The organism is Pseudomonas sp. ARP3 (assembly GCF_001029595.1).
Classification (GTDB): domain Bacteria; phylum Pseudomonadota; class Gammaproteobacteria; order Pseudomonadales; family Pseudomonadaceae; genus Aquipseudomonas; species Aquipseudomonas rhodesiae.
Genome location: NZ_LEKF01000023.1, coordinates 84782 through 107388, shown reverse-complemented (window position 1 = coordinate 107388; position 22607 = coordinate 84782). Strand labels below are relative to the sequence as shown.

18 protein-coding genes are annotated in these 22607 nt (G+C 62.0%); 9 read left to right on the top strand and 9 right to left on the bottom strand.

The annotated features are described in order from the left end of the window. From mbhE to ABX75_RS22675, 7 genes are all read left to right on the top strand, one after another. Positions 1-1377 (top strand): hydrogen gas-evolving membrane-bound hydrogenase subunit E (mbhE, locus tag ABX75_RS22705; protein WP_047882705.1); only part of this gene is annotated, 1377 nt, incomplete at its 5' end. Then, entirely contained in the window at positions 1377-1721 is a 345-nt protein-coding gene (locus ABX75_RS22700) for a Na+/H+ antiporter subunit C (protein WP_007986256.1), read from the top strand. The genes mbhE and ABX75_RS22700, both read left to right, overlap by 1 nt. Continuing rightward, entirely contained in the window at positions 1718-3400 is a 1683-nt protein-coding gene (locus ABX75_RS22695) for a monovalent cation/H+ antiporter subunit D (RefSeq protein ID WP_034098760.1), read from the top strand. Before ABX75_RS22700 ends, ABX75_RS22695 begins: the two co-directional genes overlap by 4 nt. Next, positions 3397-3885, top strand: coding sequence for a Na+/H+ antiporter subunit E (locus ABX75_RS22690; protein WP_034098762.1), 489 nt, complete (start codon positions 3397-3399; stop codon positions 3883-3885). Before ABX75_RS22695 ends, ABX75_RS22690 begins: the two co-directional genes overlap by 4 nt. Then, positions 3882-4160 (top strand): K+/H+ antiporter subunit F, encoded by a 279-nt coding sequence (locus tag ABX75_RS22685; protein WP_034098763.1) that lies wholly within the window; start codon positions 3882-3884, stop codon positions 4158-4160. The genes ABX75_RS22690 and ABX75_RS22685 overlap by 4 nt, the downstream gene beginning before the upstream one ends. Beyond that, a complete protein-coding gene (locus ABX75_RS22680; protein WP_034098765.1) occupies positions 4157-4495 on the top strand; it encodes a Na+/H+ antiporter subunit G in 339 nt (112 codons plus the stop codon). Before ABX75_RS22685 ends, ABX75_RS22680 begins: the two co-directional genes overlap by 4 nt. Before the next feature lie 294 nt (positions 4496-4789). Next, the gene (locus ABX75_RS22675) at positions 4790-5488 is read left to right on the top strand and encodes a peptidase E (protein ID WP_034098767.1); all 699 of its coding nucleotides are present in this window, start codon (positions 4790-4792) and stop codon (positions 5486-5488) included. Between the two features lie 1134 nt (positions 5489-6622). Here the strand turns inward: ABX75_RS22675 and cysS are convergent. Next, positions 6623-8011: a cysteine--tRNA ligase gene (cysS, locus tag ABX75_RS22665; RefSeq protein WP_047882701.1), complete on the bottom strand. Its 1389-nt coding sequence runs from the start codon at positions 8009-8011 to the stop codon at positions 6623-6625. Positions 8012-8029: 18 nt separating this feature from the next. Then, on the bottom strand, positions 8030-9730 hold the full coding sequence (locus ABX75_RS22660; protein WP_034098773.1) for a glutamine--tRNA ligase/YqeY domain fusion protein: 1701 nt from the start codon (positions 9728-9730) through the stop codon (positions 8030-8032). A 249-nt stretch (positions 9731-9979) separates the two neighbouring features. Between ABX75_RS22660 and ABX75_RS22655 the strand changes: the two genes are divergently transcribed. Next, positions 9980-10483 (top strand): peptidylprolyl isomerase, encoded by a 504-nt coding sequence (locus ABX75_RS22655; RefSeq protein ID WP_034098775.1) that lies wholly within the window; start codon positions 9980-9982, stop codon positions 10481-10483. Beyond that, positions 10480-11229: a UDP-2,3-diacylglucosamine diphosphatase gene (gene lpxH / locus ABX75_RS22650; protein ID WP_047882700.1), complete on the top strand. Its 750-nt coding sequence runs from the start codon at positions 10480-10482 to the stop codon at positions 11227-11229. The genes ABX75_RS22655 and lpxH overlap by 4 nt, the downstream gene beginning before the upstream one ends. Positions 11230-11312: 83 nt before the next feature. Here lpxH and ABX75_RS22645 read toward each other — a convergent pair whose 3' ends face one another. The 7 genes from ABX75_RS22645 to ABX75_RS22615 all read right to left on the bottom strand — a co-directional run bounded on the left by ABX75_RS22645 (position 11313) and on the right by ABX75_RS22615 (position 22464). Beyond that, positions 11313-12842, bottom strand: coding sequence for a DHA2 family efflux MFS transporter permease subunit (locus tag ABX75_RS22645; protein ID WP_034098778.1), 1530 nt, complete (start codon positions 12840-12842; stop codon positions 11313-11315). Continuing rightward, the gene (locus ABX75_RS22640) at positions 12842-14044 is read right to left on the bottom strand and encodes an efflux RND transporter periplasmic adaptor subunit (RefSeq protein WP_034098786.1); all 1203 of its coding nucleotides are present in this window, start codon (positions 14042-14044) and stop codon (positions 12842-12844) included. Before ABX75_RS22640 ends, ABX75_RS22645 begins: the two co-directional genes overlap by 1 nt. A 15-nt stretch (positions 14045-14059) precedes the next feature. Next, positions 14060-15511: an efflux transporter outer membrane subunit gene (locus ABX75_RS22635; RefSeq protein WP_034098788.1), complete on the bottom strand. Its 1452-nt coding sequence runs from the start codon at positions 15509-15511 to the stop codon at positions 14060-14062. Then, a complete protein-coding gene (locus ABX75_RS22630; protein WP_034098790.1) occupies positions 15508-15981 on the bottom strand; it encodes a MarR family winged helix-turn-helix transcriptional regulator in 474 nt (157 codons plus the stop codon). Before ABX75_RS22630 ends, ABX75_RS22635 begins: the two co-directional genes overlap by 4 nt. Positions 15982-16350: 369 nt before the next feature. Beyond that, positions 16351-20022: a translocation/assembly module TamB domain-containing protein gene (locus tag ABX75_RS22625; RefSeq protein ID WP_047882699.1), complete on the bottom strand. Its 3672-nt coding sequence runs from the start codon at positions 20020-20022 to the stop codon at positions 16351-16353. Then, positions 20022-21749 carry an autotransporter assembly complex family protein gene (locus ABX75_RS22620; protein ID WP_034098793.1) on the bottom strand — a complete coding sequence of 576 codons (1728 nt, stop codon included), beginning with the start codon at positions 21747-21749 and terminating at the stop codon, positions 20022-20024. The genes ABX75_RS22625 and ABX75_RS22620 overlap by 1 nt, the downstream gene beginning before the upstream one ends. A 64-nt stretch (positions 21750-21813) precedes the next feature. After that, on the bottom strand, positions 21814-22464 hold the full coding sequence (locus ABX75_RS22615; RefSeq protein ID WP_034098795.1) for an N-acetyltransferase: 651 nt from the start codon (positions 22462-22464) through the stop codon (positions 21814-21816). Between the last annotated feature and the right edge of the window lie 143 nt (positions 22465-22607).

The following is a 22607-nucleotide window of genomic DNA, read 5'->3' as shown; positions in this document are numbered from 1 at the left end:
GGTGTGGTGCTGTACCTGATGCTGCGCAAGCAGCTTAAGCGCGGTCGGTTCAAATATCCGCCGGTGATCAGTTATTTCAACGGCAAGCGCGGCTTCGAACGCAGCCTGGTGGTGATGATGCGCGGCGTGCGCAAGATCGAAAAACGCATCAGCACCAAGCGCCTGCAACCGCAGTTGTTCCTATTGGTACTGGTGGCGCTGATCGGCGGCATGATCCCCATGCTCAACAGTGGCCTTAGCTGGGGTGACCGTCCGAAAATCCCCGGTTCGGTGGTGTTCGTGACCCTTTGGGTGTTGGCGATCGCCTGCGCCCTGGGCGCCGCCTGGCAAGCCAAATACCACCGGCTCGCCGCCCTGACCATGGTCAGCGTGTGTGGGCTGATGACCTGCATTACATTCGTGTGGTTCTCGGCGCCGGACCTGGCCTTGACCCAACTGGTGGTGGAAGTGGTGACCACCGTGCTGATCCTGCTCGGCCTGCGCTGGCTGCCACGGCGGATCGAAGAGGTTTCGCCACTGCCTAACACCTTGCGCAGGGCCAGGGTGCGCCGGGTCCGCGACTTCCTGCTGTCCACCGTGGTGGGTGGTGGCATGGCGTTGCTGTCCTACGCGATGCTGACCCGCCAGACCCCCAACGATATCTCCTCGTTCTACCTCAGCCGCGCCCTGCCCGAAGGTGGCGGCAGCAATGTGGTGAACGTGATGCTGGTGGACTTCCGAGGCTTCGATACCCTGGGCGAAATCACCGTGCTCGGCGCCGTGGCGCTGACGGTCTACGCCCTGCTGCGGCGTTTCCGCCCATCCAAGGAAAGTATGGAGCTGCCGCCACAACAGCGGCAGTTGGCGCCGGACGTGGCCACCGACCTGGTCAACCCACGCCAGGCCAGCGACACCGCCCTGGGCTTTATGATGGTGCCGGCGGTGCTGGTGCGCTTGCTGCTGCCGATTGCGCTGGTGGTGTCGTTTTATCTGTTTATGCGCGGCCACAACCAACCGGGCGGCGGTTTTGTCGCGGGCCTGGTGATGTCGGTGGCGTTTATCCTGCAGTACATGGTGGCCGGCACCCAGTGGGTCGAGGCGCAGATGAGCCTGCGGCCGATGCGCTGGATGGGCTTCGGTTTGTTTTCCGCGACCCTCACCGGGCTTGGTGCGCTGTGCTTCGGCTATCCGTTCCTCACCACCCACACCCTGCATCTGAGCGTGCCGGTGCTGGGGGATATCCATATCGCCAGCGCGTTGTTCTTCGATGTGGGCGTGTACGCCATGGTGGTCGGTTCGACCCTGTTGATGCTCACCGCCCTCGGCCACCAATCGGTGCGTGCGCATAAACCGAGCAACCAGCCTAAAGCAGTCGCTGCAACCGAAGGAGCCGCCTGATGGAAGAAGTCATCGCAATTGCCATTGGGGTCCTGGCGGCCTCCGGCGTCTGGTTGATCCTGCGGCCACGGACGTTCCAGGTGGTGATGGGCCTGTGCCTGCTGTCCTACGGGGTCAACCTGTTCATTTTCAGCATGGGCAGCCTGTTTATCGGCAAGGAGCCGATCATCAAGGACGGCGTGCCGCAGGATCTGTTGCACTATACCGATCCCCTGCCCCAGGCCCTGGTGCTGACCGCCATCGTGATCAGCTTCGCCATGACCGCGCTGTTTCTGGTGGTGTTGCTGGCATCGCGGGGCCTGACCGGCACCGACCATGTGGACGGCCGGGAGCCCAAGGAATGACGTGGGTTAACCAACTGATCGTCGCGCCGATCCTGCTGCCACTGCTGACCGCCGCGCTGATGCTGATGCTCAGCGAGAAACGCCGGCCACTCAAGGCGCGTATCAACCTGTTTTCCAGCGTGCTTGGCCTCGCCACGGCGATCCTGCTGCTGTACTGGACGCAGCAAGGCGGCCCCGGCTCCATCGGTGTGTACCTGCCGGGCAACTGGCAAGTGCCGTTCGGTATTGTGCTGGTGGTGGATCAACTGTCGGCGCTGATGCTGGTGCTCACCGGGATCATTGGCGTCAGTGCGCTGCTGTTCGCCATGGCGCGCTGGGACCGCGCCGGCACCAGTTTCCACGCGCTGTTCCAGATCCAGATGATGGGCCTGTACGGTGCATTCCTCACCGCAGACCTGTTCAACCTGTTCGTATTTTTCGAGGTGCTGCTGGCCGCGTCCTACGGGTTGATGTTGCATGGCTCCGGCCGCGCGCGGGTATCGTCGGGGCTGCATTACATCGCGATCAACCTGTTGGCGTCGTCGCTGTTCCTGATCGGCGCGGCGATGATCTACGGGGTTACCGGCACGCTGAACTTCGCCGACCTGGCGCTGAAAATCCCGCTGGTGCCCGAGGCCGATCGCGGCCTGCTGCACGCCGGTGCGGCGATCCTCGCCACCGCCTTCCTGGCCAAGGCCGGCATGTGGCCGCTGAACTTCTGGCTGGCGCCGGCCTACTCTTCAGCCAGTGCGCCGGTGGCGGCGATGTTCGCGATCATGACCAAGGTCGGCGTGTACACCGTGCTGCGCCTGTGGACCCTGCTGTTTTCCGGCCAGGCCGGCGCGTCGGCATTGTTCGGCGGCGACTGGCTGGTGTACGGCGGCATGGCCACGATCATCTGTGCGGCGCTGGCGATGGTAGCGGCGCAACGCCTGGAGCGTATGGCGAGCCTGAGTATCCTGGTCTCGGCCGGGATCCTGCTATCGGCGGTAGGCTTCGCCCAACCGAGCCTGACCGCTGGCGCGTTGTTCTATCTGATCAGCTCCACCCTGGCCTTGAGTGCCCTGTTCCTGCTGGCTGAACTGATCGAGCGTTCGCGCTCGGCCAACGACCTGCCGCTGGATGAAGAAATCGACGCCTTGCCCAAAGCCATGGAGTCCCTGCACCCTCGACCCGGCGTGAACCTGGACGATGAGCAGAAAGCCGTGATCGGCCAGGTGATCCCCTGGACCATGGCCTTCCTCGGCTTGAGCTTCGTGGCCTGCGCCCTGCTGATTATCGGCATGCCGCCGCTGTCCGGGTTTATCGGCAAGCTCAGCCTGTTGAGCGCACTGGTCAACCCGTTGGGCCTCGGTGCCAGCGCCGACGCGCCGATCCGGCCCGCCGCGTGGGGCCTGGTGGTGCTGTTGATCCTGTCCGGCCTGGCCTCGCTGATCGCGTTTGCGCGTATGGGCATCCAGCGCTTCTGGACCCCGGAAGAACGCCCGTCGCCACTGCTGCGTCGCTATGAATGCCTGCCGATCTTCTTCTTACTGGGGCTGAGCATCGCGCTGACCTTCAAGGCAGAACCGCTGATGCGCTACACCCAGGCCACCGCCCAGAGCCTGAACAACCCCGAACAGTACGTGATGGCCGTCATGGCCACGCGCCCGGTGCCCAGCCCTGAAGCCAAGGCCACTGCCGCACAGGTGCAACCATGAAGCGCCTATTCCCTGCCCCGTGGCTGTCCCTGGCGTTGTGGCTGCTGTGGCTGGTGCTGAACCTGTCCGTCAGCCCTGGCAATCTGCTGCTCGGCGCGTTGCTGGGCTTTCTGGCCCCGCTGATGATGGCGCCGTTGCGGCCGCTGCCGATCCGCATCCGCCGTCCGGGCGTGATTCTGCGCCTGTTGCTGCTGGTGGGGCGCGACGTGATCGTGTCCAACCTGCAAGTGGCCTGGGGCGTGCTGACCTGCGGCTCGCGCCCGCCGCGCTCGTGCTTTATCAAGATCCCCTTGGACCTGCGTGACCCCAACGGCCTGGCGGCGCTGTCGATGATCACCACCGTGGTGCCCGGCACCATTTGGTCGGAACTGGCGCTGGACCGCAGCATCCTGCTGCTGCACGTATTCGATCTGGACGATGAAGCGCAGTTTATCGAGCACTTCAAATCCACCTACGAGCGGCCCCTGATGGAGATCTTCGAATGAGCCCCCTGCTCGCCAACGCGATCCTGTTCAGCCTGTTCCTGTTTTCCCTGGCCATGGTGCTGACCCTGATACGCCTGTTCAAAGGCCCGTCGGCCCAGGACCGGGTTCTGGCCCTGGACTATCTGTACATCCTGGCAATGCTGATGATGCTGGTACTGGGCATTCGTTATGCCAGTGACACCTACTTTGAAGCGGCGCTGCTGATCGCGCTGTTCGGCTTCGTGGGCTCGTTTGCCCTGGCCAAATTCCTGCTGCGTGGAGAGGTGATTGAATGATGCCGTTATGGATGGAAATCGTGGTGGGCGTGCTGCTGGTACTCAGCAGCCTGTTTGCACTGATTGGCGCATTGGGGCTGCTGCGCATGAAGGACTTCTTCCAGCGCATGCACCCACCGGCCCTGGCCTCGACCTTGGGCGCGTGGTGCGTGGCGTTGGCGTCGATCATCTACTTTTCAGTGCTCAAATCCGGGCCGGTGCTGCATGGCTGGCTGATCCCGATTCTGCTGTCGATCACCGTGCCGGTGACCACAGTATTGCTGGCCCGCACGGCATTGTTCCGCAAGCGCATGGCCGGGGATGATGTGCCGGCTGAGGTCAGCAGCCGGCGCTGAGCGCTGAAAGCCTGCAAGGTCAACCAATGTGGAGGGGCTTGCCCCCGATGACGGTGGACCAGCTACAGATGAGCTGGCTGAGCCGCAATCGGGGGCAAGCCCCCTCCCACATTTGGACTGTACTAGACGACAGACCGGATTCGCTCTGCCAGCTCAGCCAATACCGCCAGTTTCGTCTGGGGTTTAATCGTGGCAACCATCTAAAGCTAGGATGAAATGAGCGTGAAACCCTACGGGCATTTTGGGGATCCCCTAAGACCTGGGTATGTCGCCGTGCTGAGACAGGAGCTCACCATGGATAAAAACATCATTGTCATCGGCGGCGAGTCCAGCGAAGACATGCAGCGCATGACCCGCATCGACGAATATATCGTCGCTTCCTCCGGCAAAGCCCATCCCACGGTTCTCTATATCTCCACCGCCAACGGCGACGACCGTGTAAAGATTACCGACTTCACGGCCAAATATGAGAGCGCTGGTTGCAGCGTACGCACGCTGACATTCTTTATTCCACCCTTTCCCAGCCCTGATCATATTTCATCGTTGTTTAAGCAAGCCGATATCATCTACGTGGCAGGCGGGAATACCCGTGCCATGGTGGCTATCTGGCGTGAGTTTGGCGCGGTGGGCCTTCTGAAAGAGGCATGGGAAAACGGTAAGGTCCTGTGTGGTGTCAGTGCAGGGGCGATTTGCTGGTTTGAGTATGGGCACTCTGACTCAGGGGGAGCGTTCGCCCTGATTACCGGCCTGGGTTTTCTGCCAGGAGCGCTGTGTCCGCATTTCAGTTCAGAGGCGGGAAGAGAAGCTTCGTTTGTTGAGCTTGTCCGGCTCAAAGACGTACAGCCCGCCTACGCCGTCGATGATGGCGTCGCCCTGCATTTCAAGGACGGCAGATACCACGAGACGATTCATAACGACGCGACAAAGAGTGCTTATGTCGTCACTACGACACCTGCGTATCTAACACAGCTTTCGCAGGTTTCCAGCGGCTAGGTCCATCCCTTTTCCAGACGCAGCCCTCTGAAGGAACAGACAATGAGCCCAACCCCTCCCCTACTTGATCACCGTTGGCAGATAGAAAGCAGCCGGGCTGCAGATCTCATGGATACCGCCAATCCCCTGTGGGAGATGTCGAGCTTTAGCGAGGCTTCGAAGGCGGCGGCACTGTTGGCAGGTATGTTGGCTGACCCACCGCTATCGGGAGCAAGCCCCCTCCCACACTTGATCGTTGTTGACAGGTAGAAAGCAGCCCGGCTGTAGATCTCAAGGATACCGCCAATCCCCTGTGGGAGATGTCGAGCTTTAGCGAGGCTTCGAAGACGGCGGTACTGTTGGCTGAGCCACCGCTATCGGGGGCAAGCCCCCTCCCACACTTGATCGTTGTTGATAGGTAGAAAGCAGCCCGGCTGTAAATCTCAAGGATACCGCCAATCCCCTGTGGGAGATGTCGAGCTTTAGCGAGGCTTCGAAGACGGCGGCACTGTTGGCAGGTATGTTGGCTGACCCACCGCTATCGGGAGCAAGCCCCCTCCCACACTTGATCGTTGTTGACAGGTAGAAAGCAGCCCGGCTGTAGATCTCAAGGATACCGCCAATCCCCTGTGGGAGATGTCGAGCTTTAGCGAGGCTTCGAAGGCGGCGGTACTGTTGGCAGGTATGTTGGCTGACCCACCGCTATCGGGAGCAAGCCCCCTCCCACACTTGATCGTTGTTGGCAGATAGAAAGCAGCCGGGCTGCAGATCTCATGGAGACCACCAATCCACTGTGGGAGATGTCGAGCTTTAGCGAGGCTTCGAAGGCGGCGGTACTGTTGGCAGGTATGTTGGCTGACCCACCGCTATCGGGAGCAAGCCCCCTCCCACACTTGATCGTTGTTGACAGGTAGAAAGAAGCCCGGCTGTAGATCTCAAGGATACCGCCAATCCCCTGTGGGAGATGTCGAGCTTTAGCGAGGCTTCGAAGGCAGCGGCACTGTTGGCAGGTATGTTGGCTGAGCCACCGCTATCGGGGGCAAGTCGAATCGTCGCGCCGCCCCTCCCACACGGGATCGGATGAGCCGCTCACTAAAACGGTATGCAAAAAAAGCCCCGAACCAGTCGGGGCGTTTTTTATTCAGCAATCAACGATCAAGCTTGATCAGCCAACCGCCAGGTCGTGCCGCCTTTGCCGTCTTCCAACACCACACCCATCGCGGTCAGTTGGTCACGGATACGGTCGGATTCCGCCCAGTCCTTGTTGGTCCGCGCAGTCAAACGCGCCTGGATCAGCGCATCGACTTCAGCCGCGTCCACACGCCCTTCGGCGCCGGCTTGCAGGAAGTCGTCGGCTTCCATCTGCAGCACGCCCAACACGCTCGCCAGTTCTTTCAAGCGTGCCGCCAGGCCTGCCGCCGCGTCGAGGTCGCTCTCGCGCAGGCGGTTGATCTCGCGCACCATTTCGAACAGCACCGCGCAGGCTTCCGGCGTGCCGAAGTCGTCGTTCATGACTTCGGTAAAGCGTGCCACGAAGGCTTCGCCGCCGGCAGGTGCAACGGCGGGCAAGCCCTTCAACGCGTGGTAGAACCGCTCCAGGGCGCCCTTGGCGTCCTTGAGGTTGTCTTCCGAGTAGTTGATGGCGCTGCGGTAGTGGCTGGACACCAGCAGGTAACGCACCACTTCCGGGTGGTACTTTTCCAGCACGTCGCGGATGGTGAAGAAGTTGTTCAAGGACTTGGACATCTTCTCGCCATTGATGCGGATCATGCCGCAGTGCATCCAGGCATTGGCGTAGGTCTTGCCGGTGGCGGCTTCGCTCTGGGCGATTTCGTTTTCGTGGTGCGGGAACTCCAGGTCGCTACCGCCGCCGTGAATGTCGAAGGTCTCGCCCAGGCAGCAGGTGGACATCACCGAGCACTCGATGTGCCAGCCCGGACGGCCTGCGCCCCACGGCGACTCCCAGCTCGGCTCGCCGGGCTTGGTGGCTTTCCACAGCACGAAGTCCAGCGGGTCTTGCTTGGCTTCGTCGACTTCGATGCGCGCGCCGATGCGCAGGTCTTCGATTTTCTTGCGCGACAGCTTGCCGTAGCCCATGAACTTGGCCACGCGGTAGTACACGTCGCCATTGCCCGGCGCGTAGGCGTAACCCTTGTCGATCAGGGCCTGGATCATTGCGTGCATGCCGGCGATGTGGTCGGTGGCGCGCGGTTCCATGTCCGGTTTGAGGATGTTGAGGCGCGCCTCGTCCTCGTGCATCGCGGCGATCATGCGCTCGGTCAACGCGTCGAACGACTCGCCGTTTTCGTTGGCGCGATTGATGATCTTGTCGTCGATGTCGGTGATGTTACGCACGTAGGTCAGGTCATAGCCGCTGAAACGCAGCCAGCGGGTGACCAGGTCGAAGGCCACCATGCTGCGGCCGTGGCCGATGTGGCAGTAGTCGTACACGGTCATGCCGCACACGTACATGCGCACCTTGTTGCCATCGAGCGGCTTGAAGACCTCTTTGGTCTTGCTGAGTGTGTTGTAGATCGTTAGCACAACGGCTTCCTTAGAGAATCACTGGCCCCACGAATCACGCAGGGTCACGGTACGGTTGAATACCGGAGCACCAGGTTTCGAGTCCTTGATATCCGCGCAGAAGTAGCCTTCGCGCTCGAACTGGAAACGGTCTTCCGGCTGTGCGTCACCAAGCGATGGCTCGGCACGACAACCAGTGAGTACTTGCAGGGAGTCAGGGTTGATGTTGTCGAGGAAACTGGCGCTGTCTTCGGCCTTCTCGGGATTCGGCGAGCGGAACAGACGGTCGTACAGACGTACTTCGCACTCGACGCTGGCGGCGGCCGGCACCCAGTGGATCACGCCCTTGACCTTGCGGCCTTCGGGGTTCTTGCCCAGGGTGTCCGGGTCGTACGAGCAACGCAGTTCGACGATGTTGCCGTCGGCGTCCTTGATCGCTTCGTCGGCGCGGATCACGTAGCTGCCGCGCAGGCGCACTTCGCCGTTCGGCTCCAGGCGCTTGTAGCCTTTTGGCGGCTCTTCCATGAAGTCGTCACGGTCGATGTAGATTTCACGGGCGAACGGCAGCTTGCGCACGCCGAGGGCTTCGTTCTGCGGATGACGCGGCAGTTCGAGGTGGTCGACCTTGTCTTCCGGGTAGTTGGTGATCACCACTTTCAGCGGACGCAGTACGCACATGGCGCGCGGCGCGTTGGCGTCGAGGTCCTGGCGGATGCTGAATTCGAGCATGCCGTAGTCCACTACGCCGTCGGAACGGTTGGTGCCGACCATTTCGCAGAAATTACGGATCGAAGCCGGCGTGTAGCCACGGCGGCGGAAGCCCGACAGCGTGGACATGCGCGGGTCGTCCCAGCCATGCACGTGCTTTTCATCCACCAGCTGCTTGAGCTTGCGCTTGCTGGTGATGGTGTAGTTCAGGTTCAGGCGGCTGAACTCGTACTGGCGCGGATGGGCCGGCACCGGCAGGTTGTCCAGGAACCACTCGTACAGCGGACGATGGCTCTCGAACTCAAGGGTGCAGATCGAATGAGTGATGCCTTCGATGGCGTCCGACTGGCCGTGGGTGAAGTCGTAGTTGGGGTAGATGCACCACTTGTCGCCGGTCTGGTGGTGATGGGCGTGGCGGATGCGGTACATGATCGGGTCGCGCAGGTTCATGTTCGGCGAGGCCATGTCGATCTTGGCGCGCAGTACGCGGGCGCCGTCCGGGAACTCACCGGCGCGCATGCGGGCGAACCAGTCCAGGTTCTCTTGCACCGAACGGTCGCGGAACGGGCTGTTCTTGCCCGGTTCGGTCAGCGTGCCACGGTATTCCTTGGCTTGCTCCGGGCTCAGATCGTCGACGTAGGCCTTGCCGGCCTTGATCAACTCCACGGCCCAGTCGTGCAACTGGTCGAAGTACTGCGAGGCATAGCGCACTTCACCGGACCATTCGAAACCCAGCCACTTCACGTCGCTTTCGATGGCGTCGATGTATTCCTGGTCTTCCTTGGCCGGGTTGGTGTCGTCGAAACGCAGGTGCGTGACGCCGCCGAATTCCTGGGCCAGGCCGAAGTTCACACAGATCGACTTGGCGTGACCGATGTGCAGGTAGCCGTTGGGCTCAGGCGGGAAACGGGTGACGATCTGCGTGTGCTTGCCCGAATCCAGGTCCGCCTGGATGATCGGGCGCAGGAAATTGACCGGGACGGCAGGTCCGGCCTTGGAATTCGAGGTAGGGTCGACAGTGGGCTTGCTCATAGGATCCTTGAACAGACAGGTTCGTGGCCGTTTGCGGCCAGATAAAACAAAGGGCTTATCATAGCCGAAGCGGTCAAGCCGCTGACAGAGCGCGGCCAAAAACTGCTGCATTTAATGCACGGACGGTAAAAAACCACCTCGAAATTCCCGCCGGGCACGCTAAACTGCGCGCCTTGGCCGCCGTTTAGCCAGACAGGTCAGGCGCTCTGCGCGCCCAAACCCACGAATTCCCTGAAAAGAGTAGTGCACATGACTCAAGTCAAATTGACCACCAACCACGGTGACATCGTCATCGAGCTGAACGCCGAGAAAGCGCCGATCACCGTCGCCAACTTCATCGAATACGTTAAAGCCGGCCACTACGAAAACACCGTTTTCCACCGTGTCATCGGCAACTTCATGATCCAGGGCGGCGGTTTCGAGCCAGGCATGAAGGAAAAGAAAGACAAGCGCCCAAGCATCCAGAACGAAGCGGACAACGGCCTCTCCAACGACAAGTACACCGTCGCCATGGCCCGTACCATGGAGCCGCATTCGGCCTCCGCGCAGTTCTTCATCAACGTGGCCGACAACACCTTCCTCAACCACAGCGGCAAGAACGTGCAGGGCTGGGGTTATGCGGTGTTCGGTAAAGTCACCGAAGGCACCGATGTGGTCGACAAGATCAAAGGCGTGTCCACCACCTCTAAGGCTGGCCACCAGGACGTCCCTGCTGAAGACGTGATCGTCGAGAAAGCCGAGATCGTTGGGTGATATTGCTGATTTCAGATTTGCATCTGGAAGAGGAGCGCCCGGACATCACCCGGGCGTTTCTGGATCTGCTCCACGGCCGCGCCCGTGGTGCCCAGGCGTTGTACATTCTGGGGGACTTCTTCGAAGCCTGGATTGGCGACGATGGGATGACCGAATTCCAACGCTCGATTTGCGCGCACCTGCGTGAACTGAGCGACAGCGGCACCGCGATTTTCATCATGCACGGCAACCGCGATTTCCTACTTGGCAAGGCGTTCTGCAAAGTCGCCGGCGCCACCCTGCTTAAAGACCCGAGCGTGGTGCAACTGCGCGGTGAGCCCGTGCTGCTGATGCACGGCGACAGCCTGTGCACCCGCGACCTTGGCTATATGAAGTTGCGGCGCATCCTGCGCAACCCCATTGTGCTGTTTATCCTGCGCCATCTGCCCTTGGGCAGCCGCCACAAGCTGGCGCGCAAGCTGCGTAGCGAGAGCCGGGCGCAAACGCGCATGAAGGCCAATGACATTGTGGATGTCACCCCCGAGGAAGTGCCGCGGGTCATGCAGCACTTCGGCGTGCGCACACTCGTGCACGGCCATACCCACCGCCCGGCGATCCACAAGCTGCAGATCGGCGACCAGGCTGCCCGGCGCATTGTGCTCGGGGATTGGGACAAGCAGGGTTGGGCGTTGCAGGTGGATGAGCAAGGCTTTCAGTTGGCGGCGTTTGACTTCGTCAACCCGCAACTTGCATTGCCTGGCGCCTGATCCTCAAACCCACTGATAGAGATCAAAATGTGGGGGGGGCCCAAGCCCCCTCCCACAATTGATTGCATTTGAGTCTTTGCCAATCAGTGGCCGGACGCTTCCGGCCCTGCCTTGGCACCAAACGGCGGCTTGGCCAGCCACACCAGCAACATCAACGCCATGAACATCCAGCCCAGCAACGTGAAGTAATCCACGGTGGACATCATGTACGCCTGGCTGGTGAGGATGTGATCCAACTGCGTATAAGCCTTCTGCCCCGCTCCGCCCAGCGCCTGCAGGGCATCGCGGGTGGCCGAGTCATAGGGCGTCATGCTTTCGCTCATGTACGCATGGTGCTGGTCGGCGCGGCGGATCCAGATCCAAGTGGTCAGCGACGCCGCAAAGCTACCACCCAGGGTACGCAGGAACGTGGCGAGCCCGGCACCGTCGGCGATCTGCTGCGGAGGCAGGTCGGACATCAGGATGCTCAGGGTCGGCATAAAGAACAATGCCACGCCGATCCCCATAAACAGTTGCACCAGGGCGATATGGGTAAAGTCCACTTCATTGGTGAAGCCCGCGCGCATAAAGCAGCTCAGGCCAATCGCCAGGAACGCCAGGCCCGCCAGCAGACGCAAGTCGAACTTGTGCGCGTACTTGCCCACGAACGGCGACATCAGCACCGGCAGAATACCGATCGGCGCCACCGCCAGCCCGGCCCAGGTGGCGGTGTAGCCCATCTGGGTCTGCAACCACTGCGGCAGGATCAGGTTGATGCCGAAGAAACCGGCATAGCCGAGGATCAACACGATGGTGCCGATGCGGAAGTTACGGTAAGCGAACAGCCGCAGGTTGACCACCGGATGCTCGTCGGTCATTTCCCAGATCACAAACACCGCCAGGGCAATCGCCGAGATCGCCGCGCCGATAATGATGAAATTGGATTCGAACCAGTCCAGGTCATTGCCCTTGTCGAGGATGATCTGCAACGCGCCAACCCCGACGATCAAGCTGAGCAACCCGACGTAATCCATGGGTTGGTAACTGGTGTGCACCGGGCGTTTCTTCAATTGCGAGCGCACCACCATCACCGCAAAGATGCCGATGGGTACGTTGATAAAGAAGATCCACGGCCAGCTGTAACTGTCAGTGATCCAACCGCCGAGGATCGGCCCGGCAATCGGCGCCACCACCGTGACCATCGCCAGCAGCGCCAGGGCCATGCCGCGTTTGGCCGGCGGGTACACCGCGATCAGCAGCGTCTGGGTCATCGGGTACAACGGCCCGGCCACCAGGCCTTGCAGTACCCGAAACCCGATCAATTCGGGCATCGACGTGGAAATCCCGCAGAGGAACGACGCCAATACAAACAGCATGGTCGCCCACAGGAACAGCTTCACCTCGCCAAAGCGCCGGCTCAACCAGCCGGTGAGCGGCAATGCAATTGCGTTGCTCACCGCAAACGAGGTAATCACCCAGGTGCCCTGCTCCGAACTCACGCCCAGGTTGCCGGAGATAGTCGGCAACGCCACGTTGGCGATGGTGGTGTCGAGCACCTGCATAAAGGTCGCCAGCGACAGGCCAATAGTGGCCATCAACAGGCTGGGCGGCGTGAACGAGGCTTCCTTGCTCATCAGCGTTGCGCAGCCTTGGGAGCGGCGACGCTGTTGGCATGGATCAGTTGCGTGATCATGGCATCGGCCTCGGCCAGTTGCTGGTCATACACCGTAGTAGTGAACGACGCCTTCTGCGGCGGTTGTTGCGCCAGCACCGGGCCGCTCTGGTCATGCAGGTCGACGTTGACCACCGTGCTCAAGCCCACGCGCAGCGGGTGCTTGGCCAGTTCTTCGGCGTTGATGTGGATACGCACCGGCACACGCTGCACGATTTTGATCCAGTTACCGGTGGCGTTCTGCGCCGGCAGCAAGGCGAATGCGCTACCGGTTCCGGCGCCGAGGCTGTCGACGGTGCCGCTGTATTTAACGTCGCTGCCGTAGATGTCCGACTCAATGTCCACCGGCTGGCCGATGCGCATATCGCGAAGTTGGGTTTCCTTGAAGTTAGCGTCGATCCACAGCTGGTCCAGTGGGATCACCGCCATCAACGCCGTGCCTGGTTGCACGCGCTGGCCCAATTGCACGCTGCGCTTGGCCACGTAGCCGGTGACCGGCGCGATCAAGGTGCTGCGCGCGTTGGTCAGGTAAGCCTGGCGCAGTTGCGCGGCGGCGGCCTGCACGTCGGGGTGCGAGCTGATCACCGTGTCGTCCACCAGGGCGTTGGTGGTTTTGAGTTGCTGTTCAAGATTGGTCAGGGCGTTCTTGGCTGCGGTCAGGCTGTCACGGGCGTGGGACAGTTCTTCCTGGGAAATCGCCCCGCCCTGGGCCAGGGTCTTACGGCGGTTGTAGTTGTCCTGGGCAGTCTGCACATCGGCTTTCTGCGCATTGACCTGGGCTTTCATGCCGTCAACGTTGCTGTACAAGCCACGTACCTGGCGCACGGTGCGCGCCAAGTTGGCCTGGGCACTTTGCAGGCCGACAGCGGCGTCGTTCGGGTCGAAATTGACCAGCACCTGGCCGGCATGCACCAGGTCGCCATCATCGGCGCCGATGCTAACCACGGTGCCGGTGACCAGCGGGGTGATTTCCACCACGTTGCCATTCACATAGGCATCGTCGGTGCTTTCATTGAAGCGCCCGTACAGTTCGTACCAGCCCCACACGCCGACCACGCCCAGGATGACGATCAAGGCGAGGCCGATCAGCATGACTTTGCGCTTGCGCGGGTTGTTGTTGGTGTTCGGTTGCGGTGTGGCGTTGGAGTGTTCGGCAGTGGCCATAACAAATACCTCGAATTATTCCGTGCGGGTGGCAGGGGTGGTCGACGCGACATTACTGGCGCTGTAACCGCCGCCCAGGGCCTGCATCAATTGGATCGACAGGGTGATTTGCCCGGCATTGAGGGTCGCCAGCTGACGCTGGGCCTGCAGCAGTTGCTGCTCGATGCTGAGCACGTCCAGGTAGCTGCCGATGCCGGAGCCGTAGCGCTGGACCACCGTGTCGTAGGACTGCTGGGCAATGTCCGTAGCGTGTTGCTGGGCCTGGATCTGCCGGCCGGTGTCGCGCAGTTGCGACAAGGTGTTGCCGATATCACCCAGGGCTTGCACCAGGGTTTTGTTGTATTGCGCCACGGCCAGGTCGTAGTCAGCGTCGCGAGCGTCAAGGTCGGCACGCAGGCGGCCGCCGTCGAAGATCGGTAACGAGACCGTCGGCGCAATATTGAAGAAGCGGCTGGCCGAACCGAACATCGCATCGCCCAGCAATGACTCGGCGCCAGCGCTGGCGCTGAGATTGAGGTTAGGGTAGAAGCGGGTTTTGCTCGCATCGATATTGCGACCCGCCGCCTCCACGCGCCAGCGCGCGGCGATCAGATCGGGGCGCCGGCCCAGCAGCTCGGCGGGCAGCACCGCAGGCACCGCCACAGCGGCGGGCTTGAGCACGGCCGGGCGTGCCAGTTCGCCGCCACGGTCCGGGCCTTTACCGAGCAACACTGCCAGGGCGATCTTGGCGCTCTGCAGTTGTTTTTGCGCATCGATCAACTGCGACTCGGAACTCGCCGCCAGGCTTTCGGTTTGCTGGTACTGGTAGTGGCTGTCGATGCCCGAATCCAGGCGACGCTGGCTCAGTTCGAGCATCTGCCGGGTGCGCTTGAGGTCTTCTTCAGCGAGGTCACGCACGATATGGGCCTGGCCCAGATCGCTGTAGGCCTTGGCCACATCGGCGGCCAGGGTCAGGCGCGCGGCCTGTTGATCGACTTGGGCGGCACGCGCCTGGCCCAACGCGGCCTCCCAGGCGGCGCGCTGGCCACCCCAGAGGTCGAAGGTGTAATTGAAGCTGGCGCCGATGTTGCGCACCGTCGAGTAGGCATCGCCCTCCCCGCGCGGGTCCTGGTCCTTGGCCAGGCGCGAACGGCTCACTCCGGCGCTGGCATCCAGGGTCGGCATGCGCGCGGCGTCGGCGGCGTAGGCAGCCGCTTGAGCCTGATGCGCACGGGCGCTGGCTACTTGCATATCCGGGCTGTTTTGCAGGGCTTCGTTGATCAGGCCGTCGAGCTGCGGGTCGCCGAGGCTTTTCCACCAATCGGCGCTCGGCCAGGCAGCACTGGAGAGGGTCACCCCACTCAAGGACTTACCGGTTTGCAGCGTATTGGCATCAAGGCGCTGGCCCTGGGTGTCGAGGCCGCTGTAGTTGGCGCAACCGGCCATGCTCATGGCCATGAGCACCAGGCATAGGGCGCGTGTGTTCATGCTTTACCTACCCGCTGCAGGGTGATGGGGTCACCTGCGGCTATCAGAATTTTCTTGAGGATGCGTTCCAGGGTTTCCAGCTCGCCCGGTTCGAGCACACCGGCCAGCTGATTCAGCGCAGCGGCGCCGATGTGCGGCAGCATGTCCGCCAAGCGCTGGCCGTCGGCGGTGAGGACCAGTTGCACCTGGCGCCGGTCCTGTTCGGAGCGCTGCCGGCACAGCAAGCCTTTCTGCTCCAGGCGATCGAGCATGCGCGTCATCGAGCCGCTGTCCAGGGACAGGTTGCGGCACAGCTCCGCGGGGGTGTCGACACCGAACTGGGCCATGATAATCAACACCTTGAACTGCGCGGCGGTGATGCCGTGGGGTTCCATATGGGTGTCGATGATGCGGTCCTTGAGGATCGCGGCGCGGCCCAGCAACAGGCCAAGGTGGCAGTTGTGGAAGTTGTCAGGGGTGAAGTGCGGCATAGAAAGTCACCTTATTACTGCCTAGGCAGTGAATGTGTGACGAGATATTACTGCCTAGGCAGCGAAAGTCAAATGGAATAGTTAGGTTGCTTGGTAGTTTGGCGATGGGTGGGTGAAAGACAGACTTAATGTGGGAGGGGGCTTGCTGTGGCGGGCGGGCTTGCTGTGGTGAGCGGGCTTGCCCCGCGCTGGGCTGCGAAGCGGCCCCATTCCAGGCGATGTGGTTTAGCTGATACACCGAGGTGCCTGGGTTTGGGTCTGCTTCGCAGCCCAGCGCGGGGCAAGCCCGCTCACCACAGCAAGCCCGCTCACTACAGAAAAACCGCTCACCACAGCAAGCTCCTTCTTATATTTCTATCCCCGTTGGGTTTAGAAATCGCGCTTGTAGAAGATATCCAGGGAGCTGGCCACGCCGCTGGCTACTTCCAAGTAGACCTTTTTGCTCAGCAGGTAGCGCAAGGCGATGGTGTTGGCCGGCTCGAATACGCCAACCCCATAGCGCAGGCTGAGTTTCTCGGTGATTTTGCCGCTGGCGACCACGGCGGTGTTGTTGCCGCTGCCTTGGGTGTCGAGGTCGAAGTCGCGGATGCCGAGCTTGTTGGCGATGTCCGAGGTCACCCCGGCGCTGCCCATCAGACCCAGGCCCAGGGCGGCTTGGGCGAGCATATTGTTGTCTTCGCCGGTGGTGCTCAGCGGACGCCCCAGCACCAGATAGGACAGCGCCTGCTCCTGGCTCATGGCCGGTTCCGAGAAGATCTGCGTCGTAGGTTGCTCGGCGCTACCGCTCAGGCGAATACCGGCGGTCACGTCGTCGGTCTTGCGGATCGCCTCGATGTCCAGGTACGGCTGGTCCAGCGGCCCGGCGAACAGTAGGCGTGCACGCCGCACGTCGAGTTTCTGCCCATAGGCGCGGTAGCGGCCGTCGTTGAGCCACAGCTCGCCCCGAGTGTCCAGGTTATCGCCGATATGCACCTGGCCCTGCACCTTGGCGGTCAGACCAAAGCCGGAGAAATTCAGCCGGTCTTCACCCACCACCACGTCGATATCCATGGCCATGGCCATCGGCGGCTTGCCCTCCTCGGTCTGGCTGCCAATGATCACGGTGTCATCCGACACCTTGACCGTCGACGGCGGCAGTTCACGCACGATGATATCGCCGCGCGGAATTTGCACCTTGCCGGCGATGGCCAGCCGGTCGTTCTTGAGGCTGATCGTCAAGTCGGGCGCTACTTCCAGCTCGGCATAGGGTTCGACGGTGACCGGCAGTTGCGCGCCTTGCAGGTGCAGGTCCACCGCCAGGGCCTGGCCCCAGTCGATCTGCCCCTTGAGGCTGCCCTGCCCGGCTTTACCGCTGCGCCAGCCGCCATTCAACTGCACACTTTCACCGGCAATCAGCGCCTGCACGTTCAGCCCTTCGAGGCTGATGGGCAGTTCGGGCCCGGACACTTCGCCGCCCACCAGGTTGACGCTGCCGTTGACCTGCGGTGCCAGCAGGCCACCGCTGATGCGGCCGTTGCCGTTGAGCTTGCCGCTGAGTTTTTCCACCATTGGCACGAATGGCCGCGCCACGGCCAGATCCAGCCCCATGAGGCTGAACTGGCCGGTGATCGGCTTGTTTTTCGGCAATGGATTGATCTGCGCTTGCAACAGCAACTCACCGAGTTTGCCGCCATGGAAGTTCAGCTGCGTGTCGATGCGCCGGGGGTTGAGGGTGGTTTCCAGCTTGAGGGTGTCGTAGGGAAAGTCCAACCACTGGGCCTTGTCCTTGACGCGCAAGGTGCCACCGCTGGCATCCACCGACACCACCCCTTTGGGGCCACTGGCGGGCAGGTCCAGTTGCAGGTCGGCATTGAGTCGGCCCTGCCAGGCGAAATCCTTGGGCAAAAACGCCGCCAGGCTGTCGATGGGGAACTGCTTGAGGTGGTAGCGCAACTTCGGCTCGGGCATCAGCCGCTGGTCTTCGCCGCACAGGCTCGAGGCTCCGGAGACCCAGCAGTGCGCCGCAAATGTCAGTCGGCCATCGGCCAGGCGTTCGATTTTGGCCGGGGACTGCAGCCGCCAGTCCTGGCCACCGGCCTGCACATCGCCGCTGGCCAGACGCCCGCGCCAGTTGCCCTTGTCGAGAGTGCCGTCCAGGGCCAGAGCCAATTTGACCAGGGGCCCGGCCAGGTCGAGCTGGACCTTTTGCTGGCGGATGTCGCCCTGGGCGCTGGCGGTAAGCGTGCCGACCTGGGTGTCACCGCTCTGGATGCCGCTGCCCTTGAGGTCGATTATCGCGCGCTGGGCGCTATCCAACCTGGCATCGAGGCTGAGGGCTTGCAGGCGGTTGTCGGCGAACGCCAGTTGCTGGCCCTTGAGGCCGAGCTTGCCCTGGGGCGCCTTGAGCGTACCGGCCACGTCGAGCCGGCCGTTGATCTGACCGCGCAACTGCGGCCACAACTGAGCCAGGCGTGCGAGCTTGATATCGATCTGCCCGGCCAGACGCTGTTGCAGGCTGCCGCTGCCCTGGATGCGGTTGTCACCCAGGCGCAAGTCGAGATTGGCCAGGGTCCACTGCTCGCCGGCGCCATCGGCCTTGGCCGCCAGCACCGCAGTTTGCCCGCGCAGGCGGCCTTTGAGGTCGAGGTCGGCGTTGAGTTTGAGCTGCTCGCTCTTGAATTCGCCCTTGCTGCGTAGCGGGCCGGCCAGGGTGCCGGGCAACTCCGCCACCCAGTACGCCGGGTTCAGCGCCGACAGGTCCAGTGCGGTGTCCCAGGCGATGCCATCGGCGAATTGCAGGTTCAAGTGACCTTCGGCCTTGCCCTGGCCGGCGCTCAGTTTCAGCTCCGGCAGGAACACCTGCGTAAGGTCGCCGCTGAACGGCGTGACCACCGAAAATGGGCCGGCCGGGCCATCGAGGTCGGCCGTGAGGTTGCCGAGGTAATTACCATCTTTATAAGCAACCTCGCCATTGAAGGTACGCAACGTCACCTGGGGCTCGTCGATCAGCGGGTACAGGCGATGCCACGGGAAATCCAGCCAGGCGATTTTGGCATCGGCGCTGAAGCCTTGCTGCCAGTCCAGGTTGGCGCTGAGTTTGAGGTTCTGCTTATCGCCGGCGTTTATCTCCAGGCCGGCGATCTGTGCGCCCTTGGCATCCACCTGGCCTTGCAGCAACAGATCAACCGGGCCTTTTTCCGCCGGCAACACAGCCTTGCCTTGCAGTTGGTAGCCACGGCTCAGGTCGCCCTTGGCGGTAAGGTCCAGTTGATTGAGCTGCAGGGTGTCGGGCAAATCGGCGCTGGGCTTGAAGCCATCGGCGGTGATGTGTAATTGGGCGGGCAGGTTTTCCGCCAGGGGTTGCAGTTCGCCGCTGAGTTTGGCCGGCAGGTAGCCGCTGCTGTCGGCGTCGAGTTTGAGGGTTTTGAGCAGGTCGCCGTCGACCTTCAGCGCCACTGTCCAAGGCGCACCGCCGGGTGCGTAAGGCAGGCTCAGGTTGCCGCTGGCGGTCAACGGCCAATCACCGCTGGGCTGCAACAAGCCGCTCAGGTCCAGTACCAGATCGTCGCGCTGCAGGTGCACGGCGTCGATCTGCATGCCCGCCACCGTCCAGTGCGCCGCCAGTTGCAGGCCCTTGAGTTCCTCGCTGCCGTTAAACAACAGGCGACCGACGCGAACCTCGCCCAATTGCAGGGCTATCGGTAGTTTCAAGTCCGGCAGTTGGATCGGCCCGCTGCCCTCGTCGCCACTGGGGGGAAATTGCAGGCTGACCTGTTCCACCTCCAGTCGGTCGATGCACAAGGTCATGCGCAGCAAGCAAGCCGGCGACCAGGCAAACGTCGGCGCCTGGAGTTCGACGCGGCTGCTGCCCTGCTCCCAGAGCAGATGGTCGGCGCGCCATTGGCCACCCAAACGGCCCTGGAAATTCTCCACGCTCAACCCCGGCACACGCGCCAGCGCCCAACGGCTACCGGCCTGGGTGCCGAGTATCGCCCAACCCGTCAGCACCCCTATGGCGAGGACGGCCACCACGGCCAGCCCGGCTATTTTCACACCACGCATCACAACTCAGGCCCCATGGAAAAGTGCAAACGAACGCCGCCCGGATCTTCCAGGGCATGGGCCAGGTCCAGACGAATCGGCCCGACCGGCGAGACCCAGCGGATGCCGACGCCGACGCCGGTCTTCAGGCTGGGCAGCTCCAGGTTGTTGAAGGAGTTGCCCTGGTCGATAAAGGTCGCGATCCGCCATTTTTCGGCGATGGAATATTGATACTCGGCACTCAGCGCCACCATGTAGCGCCCACCGATGCGATCGCCGCGGTCGTTTTCGGGGGACAAGGTCTGGTACTCGTAGCCGCGCACGCTTTGGTCGCCACCGGCAAAAAAACGCAGCGACGGCGGCACTGATTTATAGCCATTGGTGGCACTGCCGCCCACTTGGGCACGGGCGAGGAAGCGATGGTTGTCCCACAGCGTCGTCAGGCCTTTGACCATCGCCGTGCCGTACAGCAAATTGGTGTCTGAACCCAGCCCTTCCTTGGCCACCTTGGTGTCCAATTGCAAGCGATAGCCATGGTGCGGGTCTATGCGATTGTCACTGCGCAGGTAGGAATAACTGACGCCCGGCATCAACAGGTTGCTCAAGCCCGAATCGTCACCCAGGCGATACTCTTCGCGCTGCCATTTGAGCGAGATCACCCGCGTCCAGCCGCTGGGCAGTTTGCTGTGCCATTCCGGGCCGAGGGTGAGCAATTTACTCAGGGTGTCGGTGTTGGCGATTTCTTCGTTCTGGTAGCCGCCGGCAAAGCGCAGTTTGTCGGTGAGCGGCGGGTCGAGGGGAATGTCATACCAGAGGCCAACGTTCTGCCGCGGCGCCGACAGTTCGGCTTCCCAGCCATAGCTATGGCCCTGAGGGTTGACCCAATGTCGCGTCCAGTTGGCTTTGCCGCGCGGGCCTACGTCGGTGGAGTAACCCAGGCCCAGGCCCATGGTGCGCGGCTTGCGTGTGTCCAACTGCACGGCTACCGGGATCACATCATTGGTGGAGGCGGCGGGCGCGGCGTCTACGCGCACGCCTTCGAAAAACCCGCTGGCCTGCAAGTTCTGGTTGAGCTCGGCAATAAGTTCGGAGTCGTAAGGGTCGCCGCTTTTGAACGGCACCATGCGGTGCAGCAGGTCTTCGTCGAACGGCGTATCGCCGGCGAAACTGACTTTGCCGAGGGTGTAGCGCGGGCCGCTGTCATACACCAGTTCGATATCGGCGACGCCGGCCTGGGGGTCCACCGCGAGTGTCTGCCGGGTAAAGCGCCCGCTGAAAAAGCCGTAGCGCGAAGCCTGGTTCTGGATCAGTCGCTTGGCGTCTTCGTAATGACCGTGGTTGAGAATGGCGCCGGATTTAAGGTCGTCGCTGGCGGGTACGCGAAACGCTTTGAGGTTCGCCGCCGGGCCGTCGACCCGAATGGTCACATCACGCAAGTGCACCGGTTCGCCGGGGTCGACGTTGAGGATCAGGCGCGGGTTCTTGCCCCCCTGCACGTCGCTATCGATGCGCGGTTGATAAAAGCCCAGCGCCTGAGCGGCTTTGCGCGCCTGCTCCTCGGCACCACGGCTGAACCGCAGCAGGGCCTCTTCATCACGATCGCCCACGCCGCCGATGTAGCCTTCAATATTGGCTTTCAACGCGTCGTTGGCGGGTTTGATGCGCACGTCCAATTCGCTTTGCGCCAGCGCGCCGCAGCTTGTAAACAGCAGAATCAAGCTGCTGGTGAATCTTCCTGGAAACTTCATAGGCGCGGATGCTACACGAGCGGGCGAGAAACGTAGAACTCGGAAAGTTCTGAAAAAATCTGCATCACGCCGTGGCGGCCTGCAATACCTGGGGGTTGGGGTGAAAAAAAACATGTTCCAACACCGGCCCCACTGCCACTTCACCGATTTCCTCATAACCCTGGCGTTTATAAAACTCCAGGTAACGCGAATTGCCCGTGTCGAGCACCACGCCGGACGAATGCGGGTCTTCGGCGCACCAGTTATGCACCGCCTGCAACAACTGCTCACCGTAATGCTTGCCCTGGAACTGCGGATGAATCCCCAGCAGCGGCAGCATATGCACCGACTCGCTGGGCAAGCACGCCAGCACGGCATGGTGATAATCCAGATAACGCCGCGTGCCGCGCACCCCGGTGCTCAGCCACATGCGCAATTGCCAGGCCCAGCTCTCGGTGATTCCCAGGCGCCGTTGCGGCGGCGCAATCAGCGCGATGCCGATCAGACGGTCATTCACAAACAGGCCAATGGCCGGCAGCTTCTGGAAGAAGTGCTGCTTGACCAGCTCACGCACGGTGGCGCGCACCCGCTGTTCATAGCCGGGACGCTCGGCCTCAAAGATATAGGCGAATGTCGGTTCGTGGCGGTAAGCCTGGTACAACAGGGAACGGGCTTCGCGGGAATAGCCGCTGTTGAGCACACGGATGTCGGCGATGGCAGTCGAAGTCTCAGGCATACAATCAATCTCAGTGGGCGCCACTCAAAGGATGGCGTTCTTATGGGTACGAACCTACGCAGCACCAGTCGTTCCCAGACATTAGCAGCGCATCTGCCCTACCGCCACGCTGGCCCCCGTCTGACTTGTCGGCTAGCATCGCC

Bases quoted from the DNA above. Each gene is read 5' to 3' on its own strand.
- ABX75_RS22675 (WP_034098767.1), top strand. From the start codon at position 4,790: ATGGATAAAAACATCATTGTCATCGGCGGCGAGTCCAGCGAAGACATG.
- ABX75_RS22695 (WP_034098760.1), top strand. From the start codon at position 1,718: ATGACGTGGGTTAACCAACTGATCGTCGCGCCGATCCTGCTGCCACTG.
- ABX75_RS22645 (WP_034098778.1), bottom strand. From the start codon at position 12,842: ATGAGCAAGGAAGCCTCGTTCACGCCGCCCAGCCTGTTGATGGCCACT.
- ABX75_RS22615 (WP_034098795.1), bottom strand. From the start codon at position 22,464: ATGCCTGAGACTTCGACTGCCATCGCCGACATCCGTGTGCTCAACAGC.
- ABX75_RS22685 (WP_034098763.1), top strand. From the start codon at position 3,882: ATGAGCCCCCTGCTCGCCAACGCGATCCTGTTCAGCCTGTTCCTGTTT.
- ABX75_RS22625 (WP_047882699.1), bottom strand. From the start codon at position 20,022: ATGCGTGGTGTGAAAATAGCCGGGCTGGCCGTGGTGGCCGTCCTCGCC.
- ABX75_RS22680 (WP_034098765.1), top strand. From the start codon at position 4,157: ATGATGCCGTTATGGATGGAAATCGTGGTGGGCGTGCTGCTGGTACTC.
- ABX75_RS22635 (WP_034098788.1), bottom strand. From the start codon at position 15,511: ATGAACACACGCGCCCTATGCCTGGTGCTCATGGCCATGAGCATGGCC.
- ABX75_RS22660 (WP_034098773.1), bottom strand. From the start codon at position 9,730: ATGAGCAAGCCCACTGTCGACCCTACCTCGAATTCCAAGGCCGGACCT.
- ABX75_RS22655 (WP_034098775.1), top strand. From the start codon at position 9,980: ATGACTCAAGTCAAATTGACCACCAACCACGGTGACATCGTCATCGAG.
- ABX75_RS22630 (WP_034098790.1), bottom strand. From the start codon at position 15,981: ATGCCGCACTTCACCCCTGACAACTTCCACAACTGCCACCTTGGCCTG.
- ABX75_RS22640 (WP_034098786.1), bottom strand. From the start codon at position 14,044: ATGGCCACTGCCGAACACTCCAACGCCACACCGCAACCGAACACCAAC.
- ABX75_RS22620 (WP_034098793.1), bottom strand. From the start codon at position 21,749: ATGAAGTTTCCAGGAAGATTCACCAGCAGCTTGATTCTGCTGTTTACA.
- ABX75_RS22690 (WP_034098762.1), top strand. From the start codon at position 3,397: ATGAAGCGCCTATTCCCTGCCCCGTGGCTGTCCCTGGCGTTGTGGCTG.
- ABX75_RS22700 (WP_007986256.1), top strand. From the start codon at position 1,377: ATGGAAGAAGTCATCGCAATTGCCATTGGGGTCCTGGCGGCCTCCGGC.